A 25,483-nucleotide genomic window follows, 5' to 3' on the forward strand; every position below is an offset into this window, starting at 1 on the left:
CAATCATACCATGAGTACTATAGGAATTACTTCTTAGTATATTTATTTGTTTTTTTATCATAGCCATAAGGACAATGCCTACAGCCACTTTCACAACAATATCCTCTTTTTAGATGATATTGTTCTGTAAAACATCGATACCCTTCTGGAGTAAGATAATAGTCTCCTTCTTCGGGTTTTAGTATTTTTTTTTGGTTGCTCATCTGTACAAAAATACTATCTTGCAAGAAGATGCCAATTGTAGTTAACAAATATTTGATAGGTCGCCATTTTGTGGGAATTGCATTTTGGCCATTTATAGTGATTAAAAATCATCATCTTAAAAATGATGAGATTTTTATAAATCACGAAAAAATTCATTTAAAACAGCAACTGGAGTTACTAGTAATCCCCTTTTATTTTATATATCTTTTAGAGTATATTATTAGATTATTTCAATATAAGAATTCACAGGAAGCGTATCGTAACATTTCTTTTGAACGTGAAGCATATGAGATGGAAGCAGAACTTTCTTATCTGAAGCATCGAAAACTGTGGAGTTTTATTAAGTATCTGTAAATAAAGAGAAAAACCTGCCAGAAATGTGTTCAAGCAGGTAATTCATGCAATCGTTATGGGACAAAATTAATAATGCGTGGTTTTAACACCATAAATTCTCACTTTGGATGTAGCAGATTTATCCTTATTCCAATTAAAATAATTCCCAGTTTTAAAATAATTGTCATAGTCATAACCATTTCCTTTATAGTCATACTGGGTTTTATATCCTGTATTAATTCCTCGATCAGAACAATATAACTTGGTACGTAATTTTCCGCTTTTGATTTCTAGATAGATGGTAAATATAGAATCCCCAACGTATCCAAGATCTTTTTTTACGATGTATTTACTAGTCCAATTTGATCCACTCGTAGGTTTTACGTAATATTCTAATTTGATCATTCCATTATCCCAGGCTACTTTTACAGTAGCTGGACTATTGCCACCATATCCGTGTATCTGAGCTACAAAAGTTCTTTTGTTACCTCCAATAGATTCTACTCTTAATTTGGATTCCATTTTATGATATCCTGAAGACATGGACCAATTATCAGATGTAGATTGATTACCTCTCCAATACTCTCTCAATTCAGTTCTACAATATTTTCCTTTATTCGTACCGTATTGTCCAGATGTGGTATATCCAGTAAATTTAGTTTTGAAAGTATAACTTCCGTTACTATTTTTCCATACGTAGTCATCTTCAGAACTAGTAAAATTTGCGTCTTCAAGATCTTTATAGTAAATGGAGGTAGCTTTTCCATCACCACGATTGATTGGTACAGATAAGTACCAGTTTTTCCATGTAAAATCTCCAGTAGATAATTTTTGATCAATATCATCTTTAATTTCTTCGGCTTCTGGAGATAGCTCTTCGGTAAGGTCATTAGTACAACTAGAGGACGAGTACATAAAAAATAAGATGAATATAGTGTAGCAAAATTTGGAAAGCGTACTTTTTTTCATGGTAGTATTATTTTAGGGATTGGTTGACCAATTTATAAAAATAATTGCTAAAAAATCAATTATTCTCTAATAAATTGCCAAAAAAATGATGATTTAATAATTTTTAAAGAGTTTTTTGGAATCATCAATATTCTGTAAACTACTGTAAATACAAAGCATGGCGTAGTTTAATTACGGGGAAAACGTAAATCTCTAAAAATTAATGTTTTATGAAAAATATATCTAGGTTTATTATTTTTTATCCTGTTTTTCAACTAGATTTTACACGCTGTTTGTAAAAAAAACGTCAGATTTGCTTTAAGATTTTTGTAAAATGCTCGGTTTCATTCATTTTTTTAAAATGCTTATCCCTAAAATTTATTACGCCTACATAGCATTAATAATCGTAGTTTTGTGAAACTTCCTATAAAACGATTACATGCATTTTTTTTCTTCTGAAGTTCAAGCATCAAAAAATGAAGAAATAACACATCCTATTCTGGATGCTGCTAATATTTCATTGCATATTAAACGTGAAGATCAGATTCATAAATATGTTTCTGGGAATAAGTTTAGAAAACTAAAATATAACCTGATAGAAGCTAAAAGATTAGGATTTGATAAAATTCTTACGTTTGGAGGAGCCTATAGTAATCATATTGCAGCCACGGCATCAGCTGGAAGAATAATCGGTTTGCAAACTATTGGAATAATCAGAGGAGAAGAACTAGCAAATGATCTCGATTACACCTTATCAGAAAATGAAACGTTAAGGTTTGCTTCGGATAGCGGAATGAAATTGAAATTTATTAGTAGAGCTGCCTATAAAGAGAAATCTTCTTCCTCTTTGTTAGAGCATTTAAAAACGGAATTTGGTTTGTTTTATACTATTCCCGAAGGAGGAACTAATAATTTTGCTGTAAAAGGATGTGAAGAAATTCTAACTACCCAAGATGAACTGTTTGACTATATCTGCTGTGCAGTGGGAACAGGAGGAACTATTTCAGGGATTATTAACGCAAGTATGGCACATCAGCAAGTACTTGGTTTTCCTGCCTTAAAGGGAGATTTTCTTTCTAAAGAAATTAAAAAATATACGAATCATTCTAATTGGGAACTTATTGAAAAGTATCATTTTGGAGGATATGGCAAAATAAATATAGATCTAATTGAGTTTATAAATACATTTAGGAATGATCAAGGAACTGCTTTGGATCCTATCTATACAGGAAAGATGATGTATGGACTTTTTGATATGATACGGAGCGGTATTTTTAAAAAAAATACTCGTATTTTAGCCGTTCATACCGGTGGATTACAAGGTATTTCGGGGATGAATAAGAGATTAAATAAGAAGAAACTTCCCCTTATTACAATTTGATATGAACATGAGGAAAATTATTTTGTTGTTTTGTGTCGCAACGCTTTTAGTAGCGTGTGGAGGTTCTAAAAAAGCAACAACATCAACAAGAAAAACAACGCCTTCTCCAAGAAAGACTGTCGTAAGTAGAGAAGTAAAAACTATAGAGGAACCAAAAGAAGAACCCAAAAAACCATTAGCTGCTGTTTCATATAAAGAGAAAGTTCAGAATTATATTTTTGAATATGTGAACATTGCAAAACATGAGATGAAAGAATATGGGATTCCGGCTAGTATTACTTTGGCTCAAGGGATTCTGGAATCTGGAGCAGGTTATGGAGAATTGACAGGAAAGGCGAACAATCATTTTGGAATCAAATGCCACGATTGGACGGGAGAAAGAGTATATCACGATGATGATCGCTCTCAAGAATGTTTTAGAAAATATGAAAAAGCAAGTCACTCGTTTAGAGATCATTCCTTGTTTTTAAAAAATAGAAAACGATACGCAAAATTATTTACATATAAACAAGACGATTATAAATCTTGGGCATATGGATTGCGAGCTGCTGGTTATGCTACCGATAAAAAATATCCTGCTAAGTTGATAAGTATTATCGAAAGATATCAACTGTATAACTACGATATAGAAGTTTTAGGAAAAACCTATGTTGCCGAAAAACCGAAAAATAATAAACCTCCTTCAATAGAAAATGGCGAATATGTAGTAAAAAAAGGAGATACACTATACTCTATATCTAGAAGATATAATCTTAAAGTTTCTGAACTTAAAGCTTATAATAACCTAAAAGATAATGCAATCGCTATCGGACAAGTTTTAAAAATAAGTCCTGATGATGATTCTGATGAATTTTAAATTTCAATATGATTTATAAAAGAAGTAGTGCTCTGTTTGCAGAAGCTCAAAAAGTAATTCCAGGAGGAGTTAACTCGCCAGTTCGTGCTTTTAAAGCAGTAGGAGGAGATCCAATTTTTGTAAAAGAAGCTAAAGGAGCTTATTTATATGATGAAGACGGAAACCGTTTGATAGATTATATCAATTCTTGGGGGCCTATGATTTTGGGTCATGCACATCCACCTGTTGTGAATGCAGTAGTAGAAAAAGCAAAAAAAGGAACCAGTTTTGGAATGCCAACAGAGATTGAAACTCAAATTGCTGAACTAGCGGTTGCAATGGTACCAAATATAGACAAAATAAGGTTTGTTAATTCAGGTACAGAAGCTTGTATGAGTGCCGTACGATTAGCTCGTGGATTTACTAAAAAAGATAAAATTATCAAATTTGCAGGATGCTATCACGGGCATAGTGATTCTTTTTTGATACAAGCTGGTAGTGGAGCAGTAACCTTTGGAAGTCCTAATAGTCCTGGTGTTACAGAAGGTACCGCAAAAGATACATTGTTGGCCAGATATAATGACCTTGAAAATGTAGAACGTATTATAGCATCTAACAAAGGAGAGATTGCCTGTATTATTATAGAACCAGTAGCTGGTAATATGGGATGTATTCCTCCAGTAAAAGGTTTTTTGGAAGGATTAAGATCCCTTTGTGATGCCAATGACATTCTATTGATTTTCGATGAGGTAATGACTGGTTTTCGATTGGCAAAAGGAGGCGCACAAGAACTATTAGGGATTAATGCTGATATCGTAACCTTTGGTAAGGTAATTGGTGGTGGTCTTCCAGTTGGTGCTTTTGCTGCCAGAGAAGAAATTATGAATCATTTAGCTCCTTTGGGACCTGTTTATCAAGCTGGAACCTTAAGTGGTAATCCCTTAGCTATGGCTGCTGGATTGGCTATGCTTACCGAGTTACATAATAATGCTGATATTTTTGATAGTATTGCTAAAAAAACCGAATACCTTCATCAAGGGATCACTAAGGTATTGACAGAAAAAAATGTTGTACATACAATCAATAGGGTAGGATCTATGATATCGGTGCATTTTTCTGAAGATCCAGTAATAGATTTCGAAAGTGCTGCATTAGGTAACAATGATTCCTTTAAGAAGTTCTTTCATGGACTGTTAGATCAAGGAATTTATATAGCACCAAGTGCCTTTGAAACATGGTTTATTACAGAAGCACTCACATATGAAGATTTAGATGATACTATAAAAGCGATTTCAATTACTGCAGAAAACTTATAACAAACAAAAACGCCGATCAAATTTGATCGGCGTTTTTGTTTGCAAAGTATGCTATCTTAAGTTCTACCTTGTCTAGTCTCTTTATAATAGATCTTATATTGCTCAGGTCTTAGTATTTTTTTCATTTGATCATCTAAAGTCCCTTTTTTACTAATTGCTTTAGAATTTTCAGACTTGGCATTGTTTTTTCTTTTTTCAAACACCTGATAAATAGCTGATTGCTGTTGTTTAGATAAGCCTAACATACTAGTGAGTTCATCTGTGATTTCTTGAGTGGTACCAGAAATCTGATGATGACTTTTAGCTAATGTCTTTTTTTGGGCTACAGCCGATACGGATGTTAAAAGTAACATTCCGATACATAGGGTTATAATATTCTTGTTCATGTTTGGAGCATTTTTAAAGTATTTCAAAAAATAGAAATACTCTGGTAATCTTGTAAAAGTACTATTTTTTCTTTGAAGATAAAAAACCTAACCATTTGCGATCATGAATATCTCAATGATATCTTATAATTTTGGAGATTACTTATCTATAAGATTGGATCATTATTTTACGATGCTTTAGGCAATGTAATGCAAAAAGTACTTCCTTGTCCATAAATACTTTTTACCATAATTTTACCTTTATTAAGCTCTATGAGTTCTTTGCAAATTCTTAGACCAAGTCCAGTTCCTGTTTCTTGCCCTGTTCCTTCTGTGGTAAAGTGATCTTCTGCAAAGAGTTTATGTAAATTTTCTTTGGGAATACCTACTCCAGTATCTTCAAAACAAATCTCATAATGTTTTTCTTTTTCATGAGAAAGCAGTGTTATAGAATCTCCTGGATTACAAAATTTAATAGCATTAGCGATTAAGTTTTGAGATACAATAGAAAACATATCCTTATCTGCAAAAACCATAGTAGGATCTAACTTATTATTGAGTTTAATATCTTTAATTTCTGCTTTAGGTTCAAAAAAAGTGAACTTACTACTAATTACGTCATTGATATTAAACTCGATAGGTTTTGGATTCAATTCTTTCATTTGTGATTTTGACCAGTTCAAGAGATTATTCAACATGATCGAGGTCTGATGGGTTCTGTTAGCCAATAGCGGAACAATTTCCTGAAACTCTTCTGTAGAGATGGCATCTTCTTTTAATAAATTTAATGTCCCGTCCAGTCCGTGAATTTCATTTTTAAGATCATGAGAGATGATTGAAAACAACTTGTTTTTGACCTGATTAGATTCATTTAGTTCTTTAATGTATCTTTTTCTTTCTTTACGGGATTTAGCAATAACAATAAGTAGAATGGATATGATTATAGAAATGGCTAAACTTATAAAGGTGAATATTCTGTACCTAAATAATGATTCTTTTGTTTGTATCTCTCTCTTTTCTTGTTCATCAATTCGATTTAGCTGTTCTATTTCGGATTTAAAACGAGCTTCGGTCTGTGTTATTTTTTCTGTAGTTTCTTCAGATGAATTCTGATCTGCTAATTCTTGATATTTCTTTTGCCAGGCAAACGCTCCTTCAAAGTTTCCTCTTGCAGAATCCAAAGTTGCTGCGTGCTGGTAGTTACTAAGAAGTAACGGAGGAGTTTTTAATTTCATTAATTCAACACGTGCTTCGGCTAGTAATTCCTCAGCCTGATCATATTTTTGGGTTTTGATAGCAATAAGCCCTAATTGTTGCTTAACATTGGCTGATAGTTTTTTATTCTGGCTTTTTTCTGCGGAGATATAAGAAGAGTCATAATACTTTGTAGCCTTATTATATTCCTTATTGGTATACGCTAATGAGCCTAACCTGTTGTATGCTAATGCCGTACTGGTAGAGTTCTTGTTTTTTTTGCTGATTTCTAAAGATTCCTCTAGTAATGTTTTAGCATTATCAAGTTTATTAAGTTCGATATATAAAAGCGCCAAGTTATTAAGAGATGCTCCCAGTTTAGAAGAATTGTTTTTTCTTTTTAAGTCAATAGATTTTTTATAAAATTCTTGAGCAAGTTCTATATTTTCTATATCAGAATATATATTGGCCAGATTATTATATGTACTGGATAATACTACACTATCCTTGACTCTTTCAAAATATAGATTGGCTTCTAAAATATAATTAATAGCACTTTCTGCATTGCCACGACCTTGTTCTATGGTAGATTTGTTATTGTTAATGATCGCTAGACCTCTAGGATGATTTGCGATATTATAATATACGATTGCTTTATCATAATTATGAAATGCTTTTATGTGTTTATGAGTAAGGTTGTACACATTTCCAATTTGCGTATATAAGTCGCCTATTCCTTTATGATATTTTATGGATTTAGAAGCGTTCAATAATTTATCTTGATAGGATAATGCGGTTTCATAATCTTCATGAATCCAGAGTTTTCTGAAATGTTTCATGGCAATATCAAAACCGATAGAATCTTTTGGGGTTTTGATCGTAGGAAGTATACTGTCTATCGATTTTTGTTGCGAAAAACAACAGGAACTCCATAGCACATACAAGCATATAATAAAAGTAGTTTTTCTCATTCGTTTTATTTGGGGAAACGGATTAAATGCAATTTGAGTCCGCAAAATACATACAATTATCGAAAAACACACTTACTTGTAGTCTTATTCCTTCAATATCATTTGATTTTTCCTGATTTTTAACATAATCACCCTGTTTTTAATGATTTTTGACGATAAAATATATGATTAAAATATTATGAAAAAGAAAATATTACATGATAACTTATTGATTATGATATGTTAAACGGCATCTTTTTTTAAAGAATAAAATATCAAAATAGCACATTAATTATTGGTTTTTGAATCTTCTTATTGGTTCCTAAATCGAAAGCAATGTTTTTCATGAATATGAAGATTTATTTTGTTTACTAAGGATTATATGATATCGAATGCGAAAATAAAGTGTGTAGATTTAAAAAATGCTCATAGATTATACTTTATAGTACTTTTTGCCCAACTATTGAATTACCATTTTTATTTACAGAAGGGATCATGATATTGAGATAAAAGATAGTATGTGTTACATCATTTTGGCTAATATCTCTTTCATCATTTTAGCAGCCAAAAATGCCGTCATGTTCTGAAAGTCTCTATTCGGGTTATATTCAACGATATCTGCACCTATTACTTCTGTATTTATATTTTGAATTAATTCGATAACTTGTCTCGAAGATAATCCTCCTGGTTCATGATGTGAAACTCCTGGAGCAAAAGCAGGATCGAACCCGTCCATATCAAGAGAGATATATAGAGGGTTTTCGAATTTTGGAATTTTAGAAAGATTTAAATCCTTCATTTGATGTATTTCTACATTAAATTTATCTGCTTGTTCAGTTTGGTGGGTATTTAACGTTCTGATCCCAACTTGCACTAATCTAGACGCAAATCCATTTTCCATGATTCGTGCAAATGGGCAGGCGTGAGAGTATGGATCTCCTTCAAAATTATCGTATAAATCTGCATGAGCGTCTATTTGAAGAATATCTAAGATTGGATATTTTTTAGAATGGGCTTTAATAATGGGAAAAGTAATTGAATGATCACCACCAAGCGTAAATATTTTTTGATTTGTATCAAGGTGGTTTGTAGTTATCTTTTCAATATCAAAATATTCCGAAATTTCGTAATCCCCTTTATCTGTGATATTCGAGTTTTCTATAGACGTTCCATTTTCGGCGAATAAATTGATAGAACCAGAATGTAATGCCTTTCTTATTAATGGAGGAGCAAGTTTTGGTCCTTGTTGAAAAGACGATTTTTCATCAAACTGGATTCCCTGAATGATTATTTTGTTCATGTTATAAAACGTATAAAGTAATTGTCATAGTAAATAAAGCCTGATTGTTTTGTAATATGGAATTTTTGCTTGTGAATGCTTTTTTATTTACTGGCTTTGATTCTCTGTTTTTTTTGGGAAAAATAATCCTTGTAGGTAGAGGCAGTGTTAAGCTTTTCTAAGGATCTTCTCCATTTTTCTACCTCTTGCCAATTCTTCTATCAACTTGTCCAGATATCTTCCTTTTTTTGTTAATGGAGTTTCAATTTCTTCAATCCTATATCCACAAATTACTCCTTTAATTAGATGAGCATTTGGATTCAATTTTGCGTTTGCAAAGAATGTTTCAAAAGTCACTTTCTCATCAATTAGCTCTTGCAGTTTTTTATCATCGAAACCAGTTAACCATTCTATTACTTGATGTAACTCTTCTTTTGTTCTTCCATTTTTTTCTACTTTGGTAACATAATGAGGATACACAGAAGCAAAGGTCATTTTAGCTACTCGCGCATCGTGTTCTGGTGTTGTTTTCATGTCGTTTGTTGTTGATATTTCCTCCTTTAAAAATAAGTTATTTTGTGTTTCTTATCTAATATTTCCTCTATCGTTTTAGTTTCTTAAACTATTATTTATTCATTTTTCTTTTTTTTTCCACTTTTCCCAATTGGGAGATTCTTTTCGCCATAATGGGAGCGCCTCTATGTCTAATTGATGACTAGGAAATTGTACATACCATGTTGTAGCAGTATATCTATCTGTTCCACCACCTGCGATCGTATCCTGAAAATAATTTGTCATAAAACCAGTTGAATATCCATTTGTCCCAGAAATTTTGGTCCAGTGATTTTGTGTCCTGAATCTGATTTTGAGTGAATCACCATCAATCCGTGGTGCCTGACCAACAATAGTATTGATTTGTGCAAAAACTTCTTCTCCTTGAAAAATGGTTAAAAAATCGGCGGTAGCTACATGTTCTACACGATTACTTCCCCAGCCAATTCTAACGGGGTAGCCTAATCGTACTGCATCAATCAGCTTTGATTTATCTCCAAAAGTTACTTGTCCATTCTCATCATTTCGAAAAACCATTTGCCATCCTTCATTCGATTTATCTGATGTTTTGCAAGAGCAAAATAAAAGTAACATCAGGCAAGATATTATTATAAAATTATTCATTGCTCGAGATTTTATTTTGATTTATTTATTCTTCCGAATTTAATGTTTTTAGATAATCTAATATTTCATTCGAGACCTTGGTCATTTTGGGTTCTATTTTTTCGGACAGTGCATTCAGATTATTAAAATCAGGATTTTTAACCAAGACAGTTTCAAGAATAGAATATTGAGGCATTTCCGTTCTGTCTTTATTCCATTGTGTCATTTTTAAAAGTTCCCAATATTTTTTTTGATTCGGTATGGTGTTTCCCAAAAGCCAAATCTCGAATCTCATTTCCAAATGATTTAATACTAGCCCAAATTTTAGTTTTTTACTTTTTAAAAAATCATTGGAATAGTAAAAATACGTATAGTCCAGATATCCGTGAAGAATTCCAGCAAATGAGTATTGGTCAGAAAAACTTTTCATGAAATCTGTTCTTAATTTCATAACAAATTTAACTAACTCGTTATAGGCGATTAATATATCTCCTTTGTTAAGTTGTTCTTTATAAATCGAAATATATTTATTTAGATCCTCCATTTCAGTTATCTTAATATTCCTTAGTTCTATTGCTTATAGCTATTGTTGCCCTTAGTTTATTTTTTCGTTATTTTTTGAATCCATTGCATTAGTTCATCTTTATCTATTTTATCCCAGGTCGCTTGTGAACTTTTATTTTGTATTGAATTATCTTGGGGTTGTAAAACGATTAATTCTGAGTTTTCATTTCCTGCAAGTTTTAATTCAGCTAAAAATCCGACTATGTCTGTTGCATTATTTTCATACAGGGTTCTGAAATATTTTTTTAATCTATATTTTATGGCAGGTTCAATATAAGCTCTTACCGAATAATCTTTGTAAAATTCTATATTTTCATTCTTATCATCAAAGTAGCTATATGTTGAGAAGTTGTGATAATTTTCAGAGGCTGTTTCAGGTGTACCGCTCAAATTGGTTTCCAACATGTAATTTATAAATTTTGGTTCCCAAAGATTAATTCGATCGATTCTTATATCACGTCTATGTTGATACCATTTTCTTGTCCAATCCATTGTGAAATTACAAATGACAATTCCTTTTAGATTAAGCTGAAATTCAAAGTCACCTTTCTTTATAAACTCAATATATTTCATCGCTCTATGTCCTACTAAACTTGCTCCCAGAAAGAAAATGTTTTTATTTGGTAGGTTATGTTTTGCAAAAGCTTCTCGAATTTGACGATGTGTACTATGTATAGATGCTTCAGAAAAGTAAAAGTCAAGTGGGATTTCGGTTGAAACGGACAATACGGCAAAGCTTTTTTCAGAAGCTTGATTATACATCTGCTTTGCACTCTTATTTCTTTTGTCATATTCTGAATCCTCAAGAAAAATTAGCACTCCTTTAATAGTGTTACTTTTTGGAAGTATTAGCGTGTAACCCTTTTGAATTAACGGAAGAAAGTCCTTTTCTCCAGTTCCAGTTCTAATACTATCATTTCTCTTTGGCTTGTAACTTTCAATAATGTTTTGCGAGACAATTTTGCTATGACAACTCGTTATTAAAACCAGTAAAAGAAATAGGTTGAAAATCTTGTTCATATTTTATCAAATTATAGACAACGGTTTGGCTATGAGAAGTAGTGTTCTGAAGGTACTATTACGTATAGGTTTTGTTGTGCAATTGTACTTTTTAAATTTTAGAATGTATTTAAACTGTTATGAATTCTTTCTTTCAAATCATTTCTCAATTCTGCTCGTTCGGCATAATTATTCCATGATTTTATTATAGAGTTAATTTCATCAATGATTTTCGCTCCTTTTTTTATGTTATTGTCCTTAGCTATTGTCATTAAATCATCTTTATTGATATCCAGTCTTTTTCCGTTGACACTTAATGTTTGTTTGTTTACCCAATGATTGTTAGGGTCGAAAGAAAAACATAAGTCATATGCTGGTGCTAATCTCCATTTTTCATCCTTTTTTAATATGAATGAAAAATTCTTTGTATGGTCATCATAGTTTGTAGCTAATACATTAAATACCATTCTTCGAAACATTTGTTCTGCTTCAGGATAGGTCAATTGTAGTAGTCTCATTGTTTGAAACACTTGTTCGTAACTGTAACCATACATGTCATTGAAATCGTAATGTTGTAAACCACACAATGATTGTATATGATGTTTTATGTTTTCCTGTCTATCAAAACGTTTGGTCATAAAATGAGCTCTTCCATTTTCTTCTAATAATTGACATTCACTTATTTCAATTCCACTTTCGATAGCCATAAGGTAATATGCATATTCTACTCGACCCCAACCAGAACTTTCACCAAACTGTTCTCCGCTTACACCATCAAGTTTTAGTAGCCAATGCTCGAAACCTTTAGGAACATTACCTTGTCCGGACCTTATTTCTTTAGTTTTAGGATTATATCCAATTACGGCTTTTGGACGAGCTCCACCAGCAGATGTTCCTATTTTTAATATTTCCATCATTGCTTTCTCCTCATTTTTATTAAGGTTGGCTAAAAATTCTTCGCGTTCATTTAAAATTTTTCTTGCAACTTCAACCAAGCTATTAAGTTCTAGTGAGAAAGTTTTTATTCCAGTTTTTATTTGTGCTGGTTCAAATTCTATTGCTCCCATTCCTCTTGTACCAATAAAACACAGTTTTTCGACAGGATTCATGCTGTTTTCTGGTCTTCCTTGTTGTGATATCCATGTGTTAATAAGCTTGTTTCCGTACTTGTCAGGTAGAGAGTCGGATAACAGTCCTGGTAACCCTTTGAAAGTATCTTCAGTTTCATTGCGACCCTTTCTAATTTCTGGAAAACTATAAATTCTAGAGCCTTGAGCAATTGGCATTTTAATTGGCGATAAATCCCAGCCTTTTTCTATAAATTTTGAATCATATTGGAAATAACCTAATTGTTGTGATTCATCCCATCGAATAGCCCCAGCTAATTCGCCCCATATTTTTACTTCTGCTACATCTACCATCCCAAATCTTCTTTTTTACTGTTGTCAATTTTCTTTGGAGAGGCATGCTTTCTTTTATTTTTCTTAAGTTTTGCATATTCGATTGGACTTATTTGGTCTTGCACCTTGAATACATCCATAACATATAGTAAATCAAGAACTCTTAATACTTGAATAAGACTATCAATTCTTACTTTTTCCCCTCTTTCTAACAAGCTTAACGTAGAACGACTAATTCCTGCTGTGGTTGCTACTTGGTTTTGAGATTTATTTTGATTTAAACGATGTAATTGAATAAATTTCCCAATGGTTTCCATCAAAGATTTATCTGACATCGCTCTCCATTCTATGTATGATTTATCATTCATAATAAAATTATTATGTTGTTTTTGAATGCTATCTAATACAAAAATACGTATTAAATGTTTTAAAATACAATATTAATGAATGATAAATAATGCAAAGTGACTAAAAAAAGCAGTAATGACTGAAAAATCATTCATAATAATTGAGTAAAACATAGTTGTAGCTCGTTTTTATTTGCATGCTTTAATCATTCTATACATTCCTCTGTATTTTTTATACATTAAATCCGAGTCAAATTGAAATTTTGTTTTTTTTGAGAACCCCGCTTTTTCATAAAACTTGATTGTTTGGTGTTGTGTATCCATTACCTCCAACCAAATTGTCTTCTTTTCAGACTTGCAAAACTCCTCTTCCACCCAATTTAAAATTTTAGTTCCAATTCCTTTACCCTGTGTTTTATCTGATAAATATATGCGTTGAAGTTTCACCATTGAGTTATCTAATATATCTGGTATTTGTTCATTGATAATAATTCGTAATATTCCTATGCTTTCTTTTTCATAGTTTATTAGATAGTAGAATGAGTCTGGGTCTTTTAACTCCTTAATTAAATTATTCTTTGAGTATAATCTATTAATGTACTCTGTACCTCTATCCAACCACAAATGACTATAAACTGGAGGATAAATATTCCTCATTAGTCTTAATAATTCCCTATGGTCTTCTTCCTCAACTTTTCTTAAACTAACTTTATCGTTCAGAATTATCATCTATGTTTTTTTTTTAATGAGCTACAACTAAAATTATAATAGTAAGACGCTTTATTTGCTATACACTTTGCAGTGCAACGTTTTAATTAGGCACATTTACTATTTCAGAACTAACCCATTTTAACTTTCCATTATTTGAATAAAAAATAAATTTTCCATCTACAGAAAGTGATGGTGCAAAATCCTGACGAGTAGTGTTAATTTGATCTCCTAAACTTTGAGGTTTTGTCCAATTGCTTTTTGGATCCTTGTAACTATAATAAAGACTACTGTTACCATTTTCGTTAATTGAAAAAATTATAAAACTTTCATCTGGTGAAATGTAAGGGTCAAATTCATATTTTTCTGTATTTAATGGTTGTCCAACATTCCTTGGTTTCGAAAATTCATCGTTATCCAATACTTTTATAGTATAGATATCAAAAGAACCCTCGCCACCCGTTCTATTTGAAGAGAAAAAAGCATTTCCTTTATCCGAAATTGAGAAAAAATACTCATCAAATTCATCAGAATTAATAGGTTTAGGAAGTGGTTTGGGATTCTCCCATACACCATTTTCATTATTTGTATACCAGATATTCCAATCTAAATTTTTATCATTTGGTTTGGTTGGCCTATCCGAAATAAAGTATAATTTATTTCCTGTTTTGGTTAAAAAAGGGTCTGCGTCACTGTAGTTTGGGTCAGAGAATGAAGCAATTTTTGGTGAACTCCATTTATCATTTTGCTTTTTTGAGAAGTAGATATTTTCTTTAGAATTAATAGTGGTGAAATAAATCTCATCACATTTTTTAATTTCCACATTAAATTTAAAACTTCCATTTAAATCTAAAAGTGCAGGATTAAAATCTTGTGGTATAGAATCTGGTTTTGTTAAATCAAAATAATGACAGCTATTTTCTTGAGCGACCATTTTAGAGTTAGCTAGAATAAGTATGCAGGTAAAAATTACTTTTTTCAAAATAGTTTGTATCATAATTCATTTCTTTTAAGGGTAAGAATGTCGCACAACTACAACATAATAGTAATACACCTTTTATTTTCGATATCATTAATGATGTAAAAGTGCATAAAAATCTATACTACAGATACAACCAGTTGATCTTTCTAAAATAACTAAAAAATACTAATAATTAAAAGAGATGCTTTGATCCCTATGAATAGGACTCAGTAGGTTATTTAATCACATCACAGAACAGCGTTTTTTGTTACAAACACCTTAAAATCCTGATGTCTCCTTTTCCAAAATTCAGCGTTTTTCCATCTGGTTTCTGCTTTATAAAAAATCGATTTATGTTGTATGTAATGTTGCCAAATTTGGTGTGTTTGTTGTGTGTAGATTTTTTCAACTTCATCTGTAAATTTTAGTTGCTTAATTAATTTACTTAATTGCATAGCACTAGCCATAGCGTTAAACATTCCTTGTGAAGATAAGGGGTCAAAACTTACAGCGGCATCTCCCAAGGCTGCCCATTGCCGTCCAGCAACTTGCTCTAATTTGGTAGAATTTGCAGCAACAGTTCCGTGAAATTTAATGGAGCCATTATGCACGTTTAATAGATCGTAAATCTCCTTGTTTTCCTGTGCCAGTTTTAAAAAAGATTCGGTAGTCTTCAGTTCGTTTTTATCTATTAAATCTGCATCGGTATGAAAAGCTACAACCCGTTGGTTGTTTGGAATTACTGCGCTATACCACCAACCATTTTCGCCTGCAGCGATCGTACTCATTACATTCTCTTGAGTGTTGGGTACAGAAACCCAACAGGCAATCAGTTTGTCTACAACTTGACGTTTGATTCCTAAACTTTTTGCAAAATGAGACTGTCTTCCCGTTGCATCTATCACAAAAGATGCGGCAATAGGAAAAGGTTTTGAATTTTTATCATTTGATACTACTTGTATCTTCCACTCAGATTTATATGAACTACTATATAGTTTCGTGTCCCAAATACAATGTACACCTCGTTTTTCTGCAGCTGTTCTTAAGAAACCTTCAAAAGCTTTTCTGTCCAGATTTTTGACAAAACCATCAGGATTTCTTAAATGATCTACAATATGTACCTGATCGCTTCCCCAATAGGATTGCATTCCTAAATTTTGTTGATATAAAGCGCCGACTTCACGTTCTATATCTTCCAGCAAATCAAGTTCTTTTAAGATGCGTTGAGCAGCAGGAGCAAGAGATTCACCAATTCTTTCTTTAGGTTCTGCGAGTTTATCAATCAGGGTTACATGGTAAGAATCAACCAAAGAAATGGCGGCAATGCAACCTGCAATACCACCACCTATGATTACTATATCTGTTTGTAACATTGACAAATTTGATATTATTTTGGAATGAAACGTTGGAAACGAATCAATCTTTCAGGAATTCCTGTTTCGTTACGCTCTTTTCTTAAATAATCAGACGTTTTCATTCCAGAAGCTTTGTGCTCTTTAGAAGCAATCAAACTTAATAAGTTTTTAACTGCAGGCATAAGCTTGTATTCATCTGTTAATTCATGAGCAACTAATTCCAGTAATTGATCTTTTGCATTACTCATTAATAACTTTTCATCCAATAAACCTTTTTCAGATAAATGTGTTACTGTCGAATCAAGGATGTCTTTTTCTTTCTTGTTTAATTTCTTGCTATCCAACATGGCATTGATCTCTTCCATGGTTTCAGATAATAAAACGGCTTCTTGTTGTTTATTGGGAACGATGCCTATTTGCATTTCTGCAGGGAAATTACTGTCGTCTTTAACTCCTGTTCGATGTTGAACTACTGCTAGTTTATCAAAGTACTTTACCATGGCATTGATCTGATTTGTTTGCGAAGGCGCCTCACCATCCAAAGGGAGATCATCTAACCAAAAATAGCGATCGGAAAAAGCCAATCTTCGTTCTTCTTCTGGTAAATCAGGATTAAGTACTTGGTGATACTGCTTTTCTCCTAAAATATTATTGGGTACTCTTGCTGGCCAAAAGGTTGGTAAATAAGGATCATAGGCTGTGGTATACCCATCTCTGCAACTTGCAGTATCTGTTTGCCAGGGCACTGCCATCCATCGAGTAACTCCTCCTGCCACTTGTCCTCCTAATAAAGGACCAGCCGACATTCCTAAAACACCAGTATCCATAGTAGATCCGTAATAGTTATAATCTGTTTTAGGTTCTTTGGGAGCGTGTTTTAATCGAAACGGTGCCATGTACATTCCAGAAGTTCTCATAGGCCAGGTCATTTCGCAACCTGGATGAAAAGCATCTGCTAAACAGAAATCCATAGCAGCTTTTGTAAGCATATTTGGTTGCTCCTTGATTGGGTATTCATCAATAGTTTTTGGTTCACAAGTATTAAAACCTTCAAAATCAGATTCAAAATCTCCTTGTACCCATTGATCTAAGAAGGTTAACTGTAGTTTTGAAAGTGTTGAATGTTGTCGAACTGAACCTTGTGTCGGAATTGCTACCGCATCTCCATACATCCATGGCCACAACTGTGGTGCTTCGGCACCTGATTCTTCAAATCGACGGAAATTATTAGAAATGGTACGACGCATTTCTAAGTTTGCTTTAGAAGGGTCGTTTAATTTTTCTACCCATTCCAGACTGGTATAATTGAATTGTCCTCCCCATCCAAAAGCAGCTGCGAATCCAGCATTTACCCATTGTAAATTAGTCATTCGTTCAAAAATTGGTAAAATATCCTTCGTAAAAGATGGTTTTTCGGGAGCGTCCATCATTTTGGCTTCAACCGCCACGTTTCTCATTAAATCCCACATAGTTCTTACCGACTTTTGCATAGGCGCATAATCTGGTGGAGCACAAATTACCCAAGCAGGATCTACTTCTAGTGTTTGCCCTTTATAATTAACTTCGGCAGTTACGGGTCCGTCAGACATATCATCGTGCCATCCTTCATTATTCGCAAAAGTAACTGCGATGTTTCCGTTAACATTGGCAGAAACTCCATGGCCACCCAACATAATCAGTCGACCTTTTTCATCGGTTCTCATCTCTCCCAGATATACAGATTCTGAAAAGAATTTCCCTTCAAATTTATTTCCCTTTTTTACATTAGGTTTTGATACTTTATGAGGTTTTCCTGTGATCATTAATGCATCACGATCTTTCACATCTATGTTTCTTAATAGAGAAGGAGGAATATCAGGTGCTAACGCTTCAGGAATATCCAGTGCAATTTGAAACTGATACCAAGAGGATTTTTGATTGGCCAATTGTGAATGCCATGTAATATCTGCATTATCCATTGTTAATTCTTTGACAGCTTCTCCATCAACATTTAATCCGTAAATTCTGAATTGCGCTGCCTGGCGTTTTAAGGCTCCTGCTTTGTCTCTATAGGCATAGATGTCACTTTTTACTTCGGGTTCGTCGACCAAAGGTCCTATAAAGTATTCTTTTTTACTGTTTCCTACACGCATCACTCCAATAGGAGGATATATAGCAGCTTTTACAATCACATTTGGATCTGAGTTTTCTGACATTTCTTTTGATTTTTATAACTGTATTATCAATGTGTTAATAACTGAATTATCCCTGTTTTAAAAACAAGAAAATTTAAAGTTTAACAGGGTTATACAATATAGAAAGAGTACTGCAGATACGCTATAGGTGTTTTTACTTGATTTTTTTTAATGGGGAGAATTACAGTTTTTTTTAAACTAAAATATTCGATCAAACAAAGGTTGTTGTAATGCTAAGGTTTGCTGAGGTAAATAAGCTAAAAAAATACTTCTGATTGTTGGTTTGTTCTTTCTGGATATTATGTTCTTATGTCTTTTGTCAAATTCTACCGAGGTCGAGACTAAATCTGTTGTATTATTTAGGTAGTTTTCTTAATCCATATTTATATACGTAAATAATAAATCCAAATATAATTAGCATTCCAAGGGCTGAGGGAATATATTGACTGTGTGGTTGATATTCTTCAAAGACGGTGCCAATAAATGCAGCCAAAAGAGCAGAAAAAGCACTGGTCATTTTATAAATATGTTCATAAATCCATATACGATGTTTTATGTATTTTTTTCTTGGAATTAAATATCTCATAAAATCGTAGGTGATTATGAATAGTAGAGCACCTACTGTGCTGTAAATTATTATTGGAGACCAAATCATACCGATCGACTTGAAATAATATAAAAAGTAAGTTAAGGTCAAAAGACTAATTATAGCAAATAAAATATCAATTGCCTTAGGAGTATTTGACTTTAATAGTAGTACTCTATACCCAGAAAAAGAAACATATCCACTTAATACAGTTATGATTAGTAAGAATGTGTTTCTTCCAAAAAGAAAGACTCCTATTAAACCTGTTAAAATTACTATTGAAATAAATTTTAAAAAGTACTTCCCACTTGTATTATGAACCTTATCTCCTTTTACGCTTGTTAGGGCAATTAGTCCAAGCAATAGTGCAATTGAGCCAGTTATGATATGAAGTAGAATGTTTGAATTATGTAGTATTTCCATATGTAAGCTTCTGAAATTAATAAGATTCTCTAAATCGAGAAGTTAATTCAGGAGCAAATAACTTAAATACAAGTAGTTGTGAAAGCGAAATATGGTGAATGATCAAGATGATTGGTGAGTGATAGGAAAAAGAGAGTGAATGAGTTTTAATAAATTAAATAAAAAGAAGAAGGCTGTTTTTTTTTCGATTAAATGTTATTACTCGATTTTGATAAGTTTTCGAATGATTGCTGAGTACCCTTTACTACTAGAAATTGGATCTAATCCATTATAAAACTCAATGAGATAGCGACCATTAAAATGAGGCTTGATTTGCTTTATGTGGCTTTTGTTTACAATATATTTCCTATGCACTCTTGAAAAATTTTTATTTAATCGTTTTTCAAGAAAAAGAAGGGAATAATCGCAGAGTTTTTTTTCTCCTGATAAGTTGTATACAAATGAATAGTTGTCAAAAGCTTCAAAATAAATTATATCTCCGATTGGAATTAAAAGGATATTTTCTCCTTGCCTTACAGGAATACTTGTAATGGCATCTTTAGAATCTAAAAATGTATCGGTTCTGTTTTTTTGACTTTGTAAAGTCTTTTGATTTTCAACGGACTTGAAGTTTTTACTTTTTTGAAAATCATATTTAAAAAAACTATAACCTAGAACTAAAGAGATAATACCATTAAATAAATACATCTTACCAGAAGACCAAGGCTGGTATTGTTGACTATGAAAGATTAGCGATCGTATCATATGTTCTATTTCTGAAGCTAATGCTCCAACTAAAAAGAAAGCTAACGATATAAATATGTATAATTTGGCTTTTGTTTTAAAATAATCCTTAAACCAAGATTTGTTCAATCCAATAATAATTAAAGTATATCCAATGAAAAAGCTAGTGGATACAGACTGAATAATCCATTGAATCCAGTTTAGATCTTCGTTTATGATATAATTGGCAGTTCCTATACCAAGACCAACAAATACGATATGCGGGAGAAATCGATTTGCTTGTTTAAAATAAAATGGTACAGCCATTATTATATAGTCTATAATTTTTTTGAATCACTCTTTTTAATGCTTGACGAATGTTTGCAACCCTTTATGTATGGTTAGTTGCGTTTGGACTAAAGTTAGTAAAAAGGGGTAAACTGGAGGAGAATTCATAGCGTTTTTCTGATTAACTCATAAAAAAATCAAGCAATTAATAATACACGTTATTAACCGCTGATTTTTACTATTTCGGCTTCTAGTTCAATAATTTCTCTATTTCCATACAAGAAAAAATCTCCAATTTTCGCACTATCATTAAATTCAACAGGTAATTCTATATAAGTAATGTTATCGTATAAATTATGTCTATTTTCTTTTTTAGAGCGTCCTACAAATGCTCTTTTTGTTTTGGTATATAAATTTACTGCAATATTGATTTTATTTGCAATTACTAACAAGTCGATTCCTTCTTCAACATCAAGATTTGTATTGTAAATAATTTCGTAATTGCTTGTGTTTTCGCTTAATAGTTTTGAGAAATGTAAGTCACGAATTAATGAAGGGTATGTTCTATAAATCCTTGCTTTTAATCCAATCATAACATCATTTGTTAATGAATTTTCACGAAACCATTTTTTGTTATTTGCTAAATAATAATTGAAAAATTCGTTTTGTGATGGTAGTTTTTTGTTGTTATAAATATACTTGTAAAAACTGTCAAGAAAAGTAGGAAACCTAATTTCCCATTCAGCCTTTTGATTTCGTGTTTTCAAAAATGTTAATTCGAAGGAAAGAATTTCGTTTTCTATTTCTTTAGAAGATATTTTAAAAAGTTCTAAATGATTTGAGTATTTTGAAATATCTAAATTGGCCATACTAGAATCTCAATTGTAAATTCAGTTTAAAGTAAAGCCTACGATCTTTTTCTTGATATAATTTTCCAAATCTATGACAAGCGTTTGTTAGATCGGTTCTTAGAGAGTCGTTTTGAATTTTTTCTTTCTTTTTTATCGGATTCCAAATAATTCCAATTATCCCTAAAATTGCGATTGATATTATTAGAACATATCCCATTTAAGTTACTTATTTGTAAGCGAATCTATCTTGGATTTTATATCAATTATTTCTTCTGGAATCCAATCAAAAGATTTATCTAATTCATATGCTTTTTGTTTTAGCTTTAATGCTTCTTGATAATTACCTAGTTTTAACATTAAATCAGCTTTTGAATCATATGGGTTTGCATTTTTAGGTTCGCATCTTATAAAGTTGTCAAAAGCCTCATTTGCTTTGTCTAACTCATTGTTGTTTATATACGCATATCCTAAAATATTATAACCTGAACCATAGTCTTTATCCAATTCAATTGATTTCTTTCCTGCTTTAATTGCTAGACTTGGATTTTTTCTAAAAAGTAAAAAACAAATACTATGATGAAGATATTTATCAGATGGACACCGTTCTCCTAATTCAAATAATTTAGTTTCATAAATATCATCAGGATTTTTTAATCTAAATTCAGTTGCATCAATCAATATTTGTTCTTCTTTAGAAACTAAATGCTTATACTTTTTGGCTAGTTCGTGATTCAGTTTTTTTATTGAATCATCTTGAGAATACATTGATATAAAGTTGTACATTCTTGCAAAACTACTGTCCAATTCGATTGCCTTTTTATAATGTGTTGTAGGATTACTATTGATACCGTTTTGGACTAAAAATCTAGCTTTTTCAAAATGTTCTTTTGCTTTCTCAGATGATGAGGTAATTGGAATAATACTTTGTAAAGATTCTTTTTTTTCCATTATGTTGTTTTTACAAGATATTATTAATGGGATAAGCAGTAGGACAATTATTCTCATATGGTAAAATTCATTTAGCTATTATGATCACATAGATCTTATTTTTCATTTTCATAGAGTTCAATTGCTTTTAAAAATTTTTGTCCTCCAGATTCTGTTTGGTCATAGATAAAACGATTTAGGTTCAGTTCGGGATGATTTTCTTCAATCCAGATTAAAAGTCCATTTTTGTTTTTCTCCCAAGCCAATTCGTCAAAATTCAAATATTCCTCTTTTACAGACATTATTTTATTGTTTTTAAATTTCAGAATTTCGTATGTCAAAAATGGCTTTCCCATAAGGAAACGAATTCTTTTGTCAGTTTTTGAGACTTTTGCTTTGACAATTCCGTTTTCCAATTCCATTTCAAGAACTTTATACGTTGGTTCAAATACAGAATCCCATTTTAACCAATTCTCCAAGTAATCATTTTTAGAATATCTAACCTCATACCCATATTTAGGTATGGATGTAACAAGGCTGTCTGCGAGTAAAGCTTTCATTTCAGAACTATTCGATTTGTCTAAGGCCTCAAAATATTTTTTAGCTATTTCAAGCTTATCAATTGACTTTTCCGAGTTTTTACAACTTATAAACACTGTTAATAATACAATGGAAATTATTAGAATTCGATTTATATTGATCTGGCTGGTCATAATGTGTTATAATGGCTCGTATAAGAAACGTAAGGGATTAATAAGCGATACGTTTCGGATTGGTACTAAGCCAAATATAAATATTATAGTTTTATCTTTTTTCTGATAAACGTCAAATTTTATGGTTGACGACTTAGTAAATAAACATAGACCTTTCGATTCAGTCTAAAAGGCCTATGCTTTCTTAAATATTGTTATCAATAGGCATTATAAATATTAGATCTTTACAGCCATCCATAATATATGTAAACCAAAGCAACGGTATCAAAAAAACCATGAACAGCGATGTTGAACCATAAATCGCTCTTACGAAGATGAAAAATTATAGCGAGTAATATACCCGTAATACCTGATAAGATCTGTCCAGTTATGCCTTGATAAGCGTGTAACCAGCCAAAAATAAAGCCAAAGAGTAGAATGTTAATAACCAGGCTTATGTTGCTTGAGCCGAAAAATTTGGTAAACTGTCGCATTAAATATCCTCTAAATACAATTTCTTCACCGAATGCTGCTCCAACCCAAATAAGAGCAAATAGATTCAGTGTTTTTGGCAAGTTACCAGTATAGGGATCGAACACAGAAAAGTCAATGGGTTGTCCTGTAATATAAGTAACGCTTGGAAGCATTACGTAAGAATAAAATAGGAAAATTACGATGCCATAAATTGGTGCTATGACTAATAAGCTTTTAATATTAAATCTTTTTCGCTGAAATCCTAAAGAGCGAAAAAGATCTTTTCTATATTCGACTGCACTGGTTACTATCATTAATATCGCTACTATAATCATATGAAAGTAACCAGATAGATATAATAAACAACAAAGAAGTAGTGTGATTAAAGGAGTTAATTTTGTTTTCAGAAAGTCATTATTCATGGTTTATCGTTTTTAAAATTTTTAACGAAGTAACAACCATAAAGGCTTTAAAATGGGTAAAAACTGTTTGTTTTGACTGAATGGTAGCAAAATTATAGCTGAATAATCAACCAGACTTACATCTTATTTTCAAACCAATCCATAAATGCTTGTTTTTTGTATCTGCTGATTGTTATTTGAAAAGTGTTTTTGTTAAACAATGTAGGTTTAAGTAGCACTAGTAATTTTCCATTTTCTATTGATTGTACTTGTTCAATAGATCGAGCATGAAGAATGGTTTGTCTATTTGCTCTAAAAAAACTTTGTTTGTTGATTTTAGGTTCAGCCTCATTTAAAGTAAAATCTGTAATCATTGAAGTACCATCAGTTTTTACAATATATACTATTTTGTTTTCGCTGTAAAAAAATGCGATTTCATCATAACCTATCAATGTGATTTTGCCAGCATGTTCAACTTTAAGTTTTCCGTTTATAGATAAAAACTTATGAAGTTTATATATATCGGTTGCGAACAAAAGAGGAATACATAGTAAACACGAAAGCATAGAAACAGAATATCCTGTTAGCAGACCATAAAGGTTATACGAGTTGATCCCATTTATCAATCCATTTAAAGTAAAGTAAAAAAGGAAATAGACAATCGATATATATCCTAAGGTCGTGAATAGAAAACGCAAAAGTATGCGCACAGTAATTTTTTCAACGAAATACCTTTTTTTGAAATAATTAAAATTGAAATACGCAATAATTAGAGTAATACTACCAAGAATAATTGAAACAATTATAGGAAACCAAGGGAATGCATAGGATTTATGGAGGGGAAAGTTTTCTGGCTCGGTAAGGTGATTGGCAAAAATTGATATTATTATAAGTATTAAACCAGTTTTGACCCAAAAATTTGAAAAATTAATTTTTTGTTTAATAAAAGTTAGTATTACTGTCATTTAAATTTTAGTCTATCTTCTTAATTTTTCAAGTTTATGTATAACGTCTCGACTATGATTCCATCTTAGAATCATCCATTGATTAATACTTTATTTTGGGATGACTCAAAACACAATTAATTATAATCATTATTAGCAACTGATATTTATTCATTCAGTATTTTTAAGACATCTTCTTGCACACTTATTTGTGTTCTAAGGAGTTCCTCCATCATTAATTTTAGGATCCGTTTTTCTTTAGTACCTGTTTCGGTCAAATTTGCATACACAAAGTCTATGATTTTATTCCGTTTATACATTAACAGTTCATTTCCATCTTCTATGTCTGCCAAAATGGATAATTTATCATAGTCTATAAGCTCTATTTTTGAGTTGGAAAGTGCTTTCCAATAATTCAGTTTAATACGAGGGCCATTTATGCCTCCTGCTTTAATAATAACTTCAATGAGTGTCAATGTTTCATTATTGGAATAAAAATCAAGAGAATCCACTAATGTTTTTTGATAAGGTGTTTTATCGTTTATTTCCTTATTAGTCTCATCAAATTCTTTTTTCAAAGACGCGTAGAAATTCTTTATATAATCCCTGTCTTTTCTTGCTTCGTTCCAGTTGTTTATGTACAAAGCGATTAAAACACCTAATAAAACAGGTATAATATCTTTAATAAATGCTTTAAAGTCGTTTTTCATTATTGTGTTATGTTCTG

The 25,483-nt window shown here is 31.7% G+C and carries 27 protein-coding genes; 4 read left to right on the forward strand and 23 right to left on the reverse strand.

Annotation, left to right across the window (positions count from 1 at the left end; all coding sequences use genetic code 11):
- Positions 1-26 precede the first annotated feature (26 nt).
- The gene (locus tag QBK95_RS19295) at positions 27-203 is read right to left on the reverse strand and encodes a C1orf53 family protein (protein WP_280936189.1); all 177 of its coding nucleotides are present in this window, start codon (positions 201-203) and stop codon (positions 27-29) included.
- 28 nt (positions 204-231) lie between these two features.
- Between QBK95_RS19295 and QBK95_RS19300 the strand changes: the two genes are divergently transcribed.
- A complete protein-coding gene (locus QBK95_RS19300) occupies positions 232-558 on the forward strand; it encodes a hypothetical protein (protein ID WP_280936190.1) in 327 nt (108 codons plus the stop codon).
- Between the two features lie 66 nt (positions 559-624).
- Here QBK95_RS19300 and QBK95_RS19305 read toward each other — a convergent pair whose 3' ends face one another.
- Positions 625-1,506: a polysaccharide lyase family 7 protein gene (locus QBK95_RS19305; protein ID WP_280936191.1), complete on the reverse strand. Its 882-nt coding sequence runs from the start codon at positions 1,504-1,506 to the stop codon at positions 625-627.
- A gap of 418 nt (positions 1,507-1,924) precedes the next feature.
- Here QBK95_RS19305 and QBK95_RS19310 point away from each other — a divergent pair, with 418 nt between their 5' ends.
- The 3 genes from QBK95_RS19310 to hemL are packed head-to-tail and all read left to right on the forward strand — an operon-like array spanning position 1,925 to position 5,017.
- Complete coding sequence (locus QBK95_RS19310; protein WP_280936192.1) at positions 1,925-2,866, forward strand: 1-aminocyclopropane-1-carboxylate deaminase/D-cysteine desulfhydrase; 942 nt, start codon at positions 1,925-1,927, stop codon at positions 2,864-2,866.
- Between the two features lie 7 nt (positions 2,867-2,873).
- Positions 2,874-3,722, forward strand: a complete 849-nt coding sequence (locus tag QBK95_RS19315) for a glucosaminidase domain-containing protein (protein WP_280936193.1) — start codon at positions 2,874-2,876, stop codon at positions 3,720-3,722.
- A gap of 8 nt (positions 3,723-3,730) precedes the next feature.
- Entirely contained in the window at positions 3,731-5,017 is a 1,287-nt protein-coding gene (hemL, locus tag QBK95_RS19320; RefSeq protein ID WP_280936194.1) for a glutamate-1-semialdehyde 2,1-aminomutase, read from the forward strand.
- Positions 5,018-5,073: 56 nt separating this feature from the next.
- Here hemL and QBK95_RS19325 read toward each other — a convergent pair whose 3' ends face one another.
- From QBK95_RS19325 to QBK95_RS19425, 21 genes are all read right to left on the reverse strand, one after another.
- Complete coding sequence (locus tag QBK95_RS19325) at positions 5,074-5,403, reverse strand: hypothetical protein (protein WP_280936195.1); 330 nt, start codon at positions 5,401-5,403, stop codon at positions 5,074-5,076.
- Between the two features lie 167 nt (positions 5,404-5,570).
- Positions 5,571-7,547 (reverse strand): tetratricopeptide repeat-containing sensor histidine kinase, encoded by a 1,977-nt coding sequence (locus QBK95_RS19330; RefSeq protein WP_280936196.1) that lies wholly within the window; start codon positions 7,545-7,547, stop codon positions 5,571-5,573.
- A gap of 502 nt (positions 7,548-8,049) precedes the next feature.
- On the reverse strand, positions 8,050-8,826 hold the full coding sequence (speB, locus tag QBK95_RS19335; RefSeq protein ID WP_280936197.1) for an agmatinase: 777 nt from the start codon (positions 8,824-8,826) through the stop codon (positions 8,050-8,052).
- A gap of 147 nt (positions 8,827-8,973) precedes the next feature.
- Positions 8,974-9,339: a DUF2200 domain-containing protein gene (locus QBK95_RS19340; RefSeq protein ID WP_280936198.1), complete on the reverse strand. Its 366-nt coding sequence runs from the start codon at positions 9,337-9,339 to the stop codon at positions 8,974-8,976.
- A gap of 99 nt (positions 9,340-9,438) precedes the next feature.
- A complete protein-coding gene (locus QBK95_RS19345; RefSeq protein WP_280936199.1) occupies positions 9,439-9,981 on the reverse strand; it encodes a hypothetical protein in 543 nt (180 codons plus the stop codon).
- A 25-nt stretch (positions 9,982-10,006) separates the two neighbouring features.
- Positions 10,007-10,504 (reverse strand): DUF7000 family protein, encoded by a 498-nt coding sequence (locus QBK95_RS19350; RefSeq protein WP_280936200.1) that lies wholly within the window; start codon positions 10,502-10,504, stop codon positions 10,007-10,009.
- Positions 10,505-10,560: 56 nt separating this feature from the next.
- Positions 10,561-11,544, reverse strand: coding sequence for a hypothetical protein (locus QBK95_RS19355; protein WP_280936201.1), 984 nt, complete (start codon positions 11,542-11,544; stop codon positions 10,561-10,563).
- Between the two features lie 98 nt (positions 11,545-11,642).
- Positions 11,643-12,944, reverse strand: coding sequence for a type II toxin-antitoxin system HipA family toxin (locus QBK95_RS19360; protein ID WP_280936202.1), 1,302 nt, complete (start codon positions 12,942-12,944; stop codon positions 11,643-11,645).
- The gene (locus QBK95_RS19365) at positions 12,938-13,291 is read right to left on the reverse strand and encodes a helix-turn-helix domain-containing protein (RefSeq protein WP_280936203.1); all 354 of its coding nucleotides are present in this window, start codon (positions 13,289-13,291) and stop codon (positions 12,938-12,940) included. Before QBK95_RS19365 ends, QBK95_RS19360 begins: the two co-directional genes overlap by 7 nt.
- Positions 13,292-13,459: 168 nt before the next feature.
- A complete protein-coding gene (locus tag QBK95_RS19370; protein ID WP_280936204.1) occupies positions 13,460-13,999 on the reverse strand; it encodes a GNAT family N-acetyltransferase in 540 nt (179 codons plus the stop codon).
- A gap of 82 nt (positions 14,000-14,081) precedes the next feature.
- A complete protein-coding gene (locus tag QBK95_RS19375) occupies positions 14,082-14,975 on the reverse strand; it encodes a TolB family protein (protein WP_280936205.1) in 894 nt (297 codons plus the stop codon).
- A 212-nt stretch (positions 14,976-15,187) separates the two neighbouring features.
- On the reverse strand, positions 15,188-16,312 hold the full coding sequence (locus tag QBK95_RS19380; protein WP_280936206.1) for an NAD(P)/FAD-dependent oxidoreductase: 1,125 nt from the start codon (positions 16,310-16,312) through the stop codon (positions 15,188-15,190).
- Positions 16,313-16,326: 14 nt separating this feature from the next.
- On the reverse strand, positions 16,327-18,489 hold the full coding sequence (locus tag QBK95_RS19385; protein ID WP_280936207.1) for a LodA/GoxA family CTQ-dependent oxidase: 2,163 nt from the start codon (positions 18,487-18,489) through the stop codon (positions 16,327-16,329).
- 334 nt (positions 18,490-18,823) lie between these two features.
- Complete coding sequence (locus QBK95_RS19390) at positions 18,824-19,477, reverse strand: hypothetical protein (protein ID WP_280936208.1); 654 nt, start codon at positions 19,475-19,477, stop codon at positions 18,824-18,826.
- A 198-nt stretch (positions 19,478-19,675) separates the two neighbouring features.
- Complete coding sequence (locus QBK95_RS19395; RefSeq protein ID WP_280936209.1) at positions 19,676-20,506, reverse strand: LytR/AlgR family response regulator transcription factor; 831 nt, start codon at positions 20,504-20,506, stop codon at positions 19,676-19,678.
- A 182-nt stretch (positions 20,507-20,688) separates the two neighbouring features.
- Positions 20,689-21,336, reverse strand: coding sequence for a TaqI family restriction endonuclease (locus QBK95_RS19400; protein ID WP_280936210.1), 648 nt, complete (start codon positions 21,334-21,336; stop codon positions 20,689-20,691).
- A 204-nt stretch (positions 21,337-21,540) separates the two neighbouring features.
- Positions 21,541-22,266 carry a tetratricopeptide repeat protein gene (locus QBK95_RS19405; protein WP_280936211.1) on the reverse strand — a complete coding sequence of 242 codons (726 nt, stop codon included), beginning with the start codon at positions 22,264-22,266 and terminating at the stop codon, positions 21,541-21,543.
- 95 nt (positions 22,267-22,361) lie between these two features.
- On the reverse strand, positions 22,362-22,805 hold the full coding sequence (locus QBK95_RS19410; protein WP_280936212.1) for a hypothetical protein: 444 nt from the start codon (positions 22,803-22,805) through the stop codon (positions 22,362-22,364).
- Between the two features lie 377 nt (positions 22,806-23,182).
- Complete coding sequence (locus QBK95_RS19415; RefSeq protein ID WP_280936213.1) at positions 23,183-23,833, reverse strand: CPBP family intramembrane glutamic endopeptidase; 651 nt, start codon at positions 23,831-23,833, stop codon at positions 23,183-23,185.
- Between the two features lie 116 nt (positions 23,834-23,949).
- A complete protein-coding gene (locus tag QBK95_RS19420; protein ID WP_280936214.1) occupies positions 23,950-24,522 on the reverse strand; it encodes a LytR/AlgR family response regulator transcription factor in 573 nt (190 codons plus the stop codon).
- Between the two features lie 401 nt (positions 24,523-24,923).
- Positions 24,924-25,466: a hypothetical protein gene (locus QBK95_RS19425; RefSeq protein WP_280936215.1), complete on the reverse strand. Its 543-nt coding sequence runs from the start codon at positions 25,464-25,466 to the stop codon at positions 24,924-24,926.
- Positions 25,467-25,483: the final 17 nt, after the last annotated feature.

This window comes from Aquimarina mycalae (assembly GCF_029906345.1).
Lineage (GTDB): Bacteria > Bacteroidota > Bacteroidia > Flavobacteriales > Flavobacteriaceae > Aquimarina.

Bases quoted from the DNA above. Each gene is read 5' to 3' on its own strand.
- QBK95_RS19295 (WP_280936189.1), bottom strand. From the start codon at position 203: ATGAGCAACCAAAAAAAAATACTAAAACCCGAAGAAGGAGACTATTAT.
- QBK95_RS19300 (WP_280936190.1), top strand. From the start codon at position 232: ATGCCAATTGTAGTTAACAAATATTTGATAGGTCGCCATTTTGTGGGA.
- QBK95_RS19305 (WP_280936191.1), bottom strand. From the start codon at position 1,506: ATGAAAAAAAGTACGCTTTCCAAATTTTGCTACACTATATTCATCTTA.
- QBK95_RS19310 (WP_280936192.1), top strand. From the start codon at position 1,925: ATGCATTTTTTTTCTTCTGAAGTTCAAGCATCAAAAAATGAAGAAATA.
- QBK95_RS19315 (WP_280936193.1), top strand. From the start codon at position 2,874: ATGAGGAAAATTATTTTGTTGTTTTGTGTCGCAACGCTTTTAGTAGCG.
- hemL (WP_280936194.1), top strand. From the start codon at position 3,731: ATGATTTATAAAAGAAGTAGTGCTCTGTTTGCAGAAGCTCAAAAAGTA.
- QBK95_RS19325 (WP_280936195.1), bottom strand. From the start codon at position 5,403: ATGAACAAGAATATTATAACCCTATGTATCGGAATGTTACTTTTAACA.
- QBK95_RS19330 (WP_280936196.1), bottom strand. From the start codon at position 7,547: ATGAGAAAAACTACTTTTATTATATGCTTGTATGTGCTATGGAGTTCC.
- speB (WP_280936197.1), bottom strand. From the start codon at position 8,826: ATGAACAAAATAATCATTCAGGGAATCCAGTTTGATGAAAAATCGTCT.
- QBK95_RS19340 (WP_280936198.1), bottom strand. From the start codon at position 9,339: ATGAAAACAACACCAGAACACGATGCGCGAGTAGCTAAAATGACCTTT.
- QBK95_RS19345 (WP_280936199.1), bottom strand. From the start codon at position 9,981: ATGAATAATTTTATAATAATATCTTGCCTGATGTTACTTTTATTTTGC.
- QBK95_RS19350 (WP_280936200.1), bottom strand. From the start codon at position 10,504: ATGGAGGATCTAAATAAATATATTTCGATTTATAAAGAACAACTTAAC.
- QBK95_RS19355 (WP_280936201.1), bottom strand. From the start codon at position 11,544: ATGAACAAGATTTTCAACCTATTTCTTTTACTGGTTTTAATAACGAGT.
- QBK95_RS19360 (WP_280936202.1), bottom strand. From the start codon at position 12,944: ATGGTAGATGTAGCAGAAGTAAAAATATGGGGCGAATTAGCTGGGGCT.
- QBK95_RS19365 (WP_280936203.1), bottom strand. From the start codon at position 13,291: ATGAATGATAAATCATACATAGAATGGAGAGCGATGTCAGATAAATCT.
- QBK95_RS19370 (WP_280936204.1), bottom strand. From the start codon at position 13,999: ATGATAATTCTGAACGATAAAGTTAGTTTAAGAAAAGTTGAGGAAGAA.
- QBK95_RS19375 (WP_280936205.1), bottom strand. From the start codon at position 14,975: ATGATACAAACTATTTTGAAAAAAGTAATTTTTACCTGCATACTTATT.
- QBK95_RS19380 (WP_280936206.1), bottom strand. From the start codon at position 16,312: ATGTTACAAACAGATATAGTAATCATAGGTGGTGGTATTGCAGGTTGC.
- QBK95_RS19385 (WP_280936207.1), bottom strand. From the start codon at position 18,489: ATGTCAGAAAACTCAGATCCAAATGTGATTGTAAAAGCTGCTATATAT.
- QBK95_RS19390 (WP_280936208.1), bottom strand. From the start codon at position 19,477: ATGGAAATACTACATAATTCAAACATTCTACTTCATATCATAACTGGC.
- QBK95_RS19395 (WP_280936209.1), bottom strand. From the start codon at position 20,506: ATGGCTGTACCATTTTATTTTAAACAAGCAAATCGATTTCTCCCGCAT.
- QBK95_RS19400 (WP_280936210.1), bottom strand. From the start codon at position 21,336: ATGGCCAATTTAGATATTTCAAAATACTCAAATCATTTAGAACTTTTT.
- QBK95_RS19405 (WP_280936211.1), bottom strand. From the start codon at position 22,266: ATGGAAAAAAAAGAATCTTTACAAAGTATTATTCCAATTACCTCATCA.
- QBK95_RS19410 (WP_280936212.1), bottom strand. From the start codon at position 22,805: ATGAAAGCTTTACTCGCAGACAGCCTTGTTACATCCATACCTAAATAT.
- QBK95_RS19415 (WP_280936213.1), bottom strand. From the start codon at position 23,833: ATGAATAATGACTTTCTGAAAACAAAATTAACTCCTTTAATCACACTA.
- QBK95_RS19425 (WP_280936215.1), bottom strand. From the start codon at position 25,466: ATGAAAAACGACTTTAAAGCATTTATTAAAGATATTATACCTGTTTTA.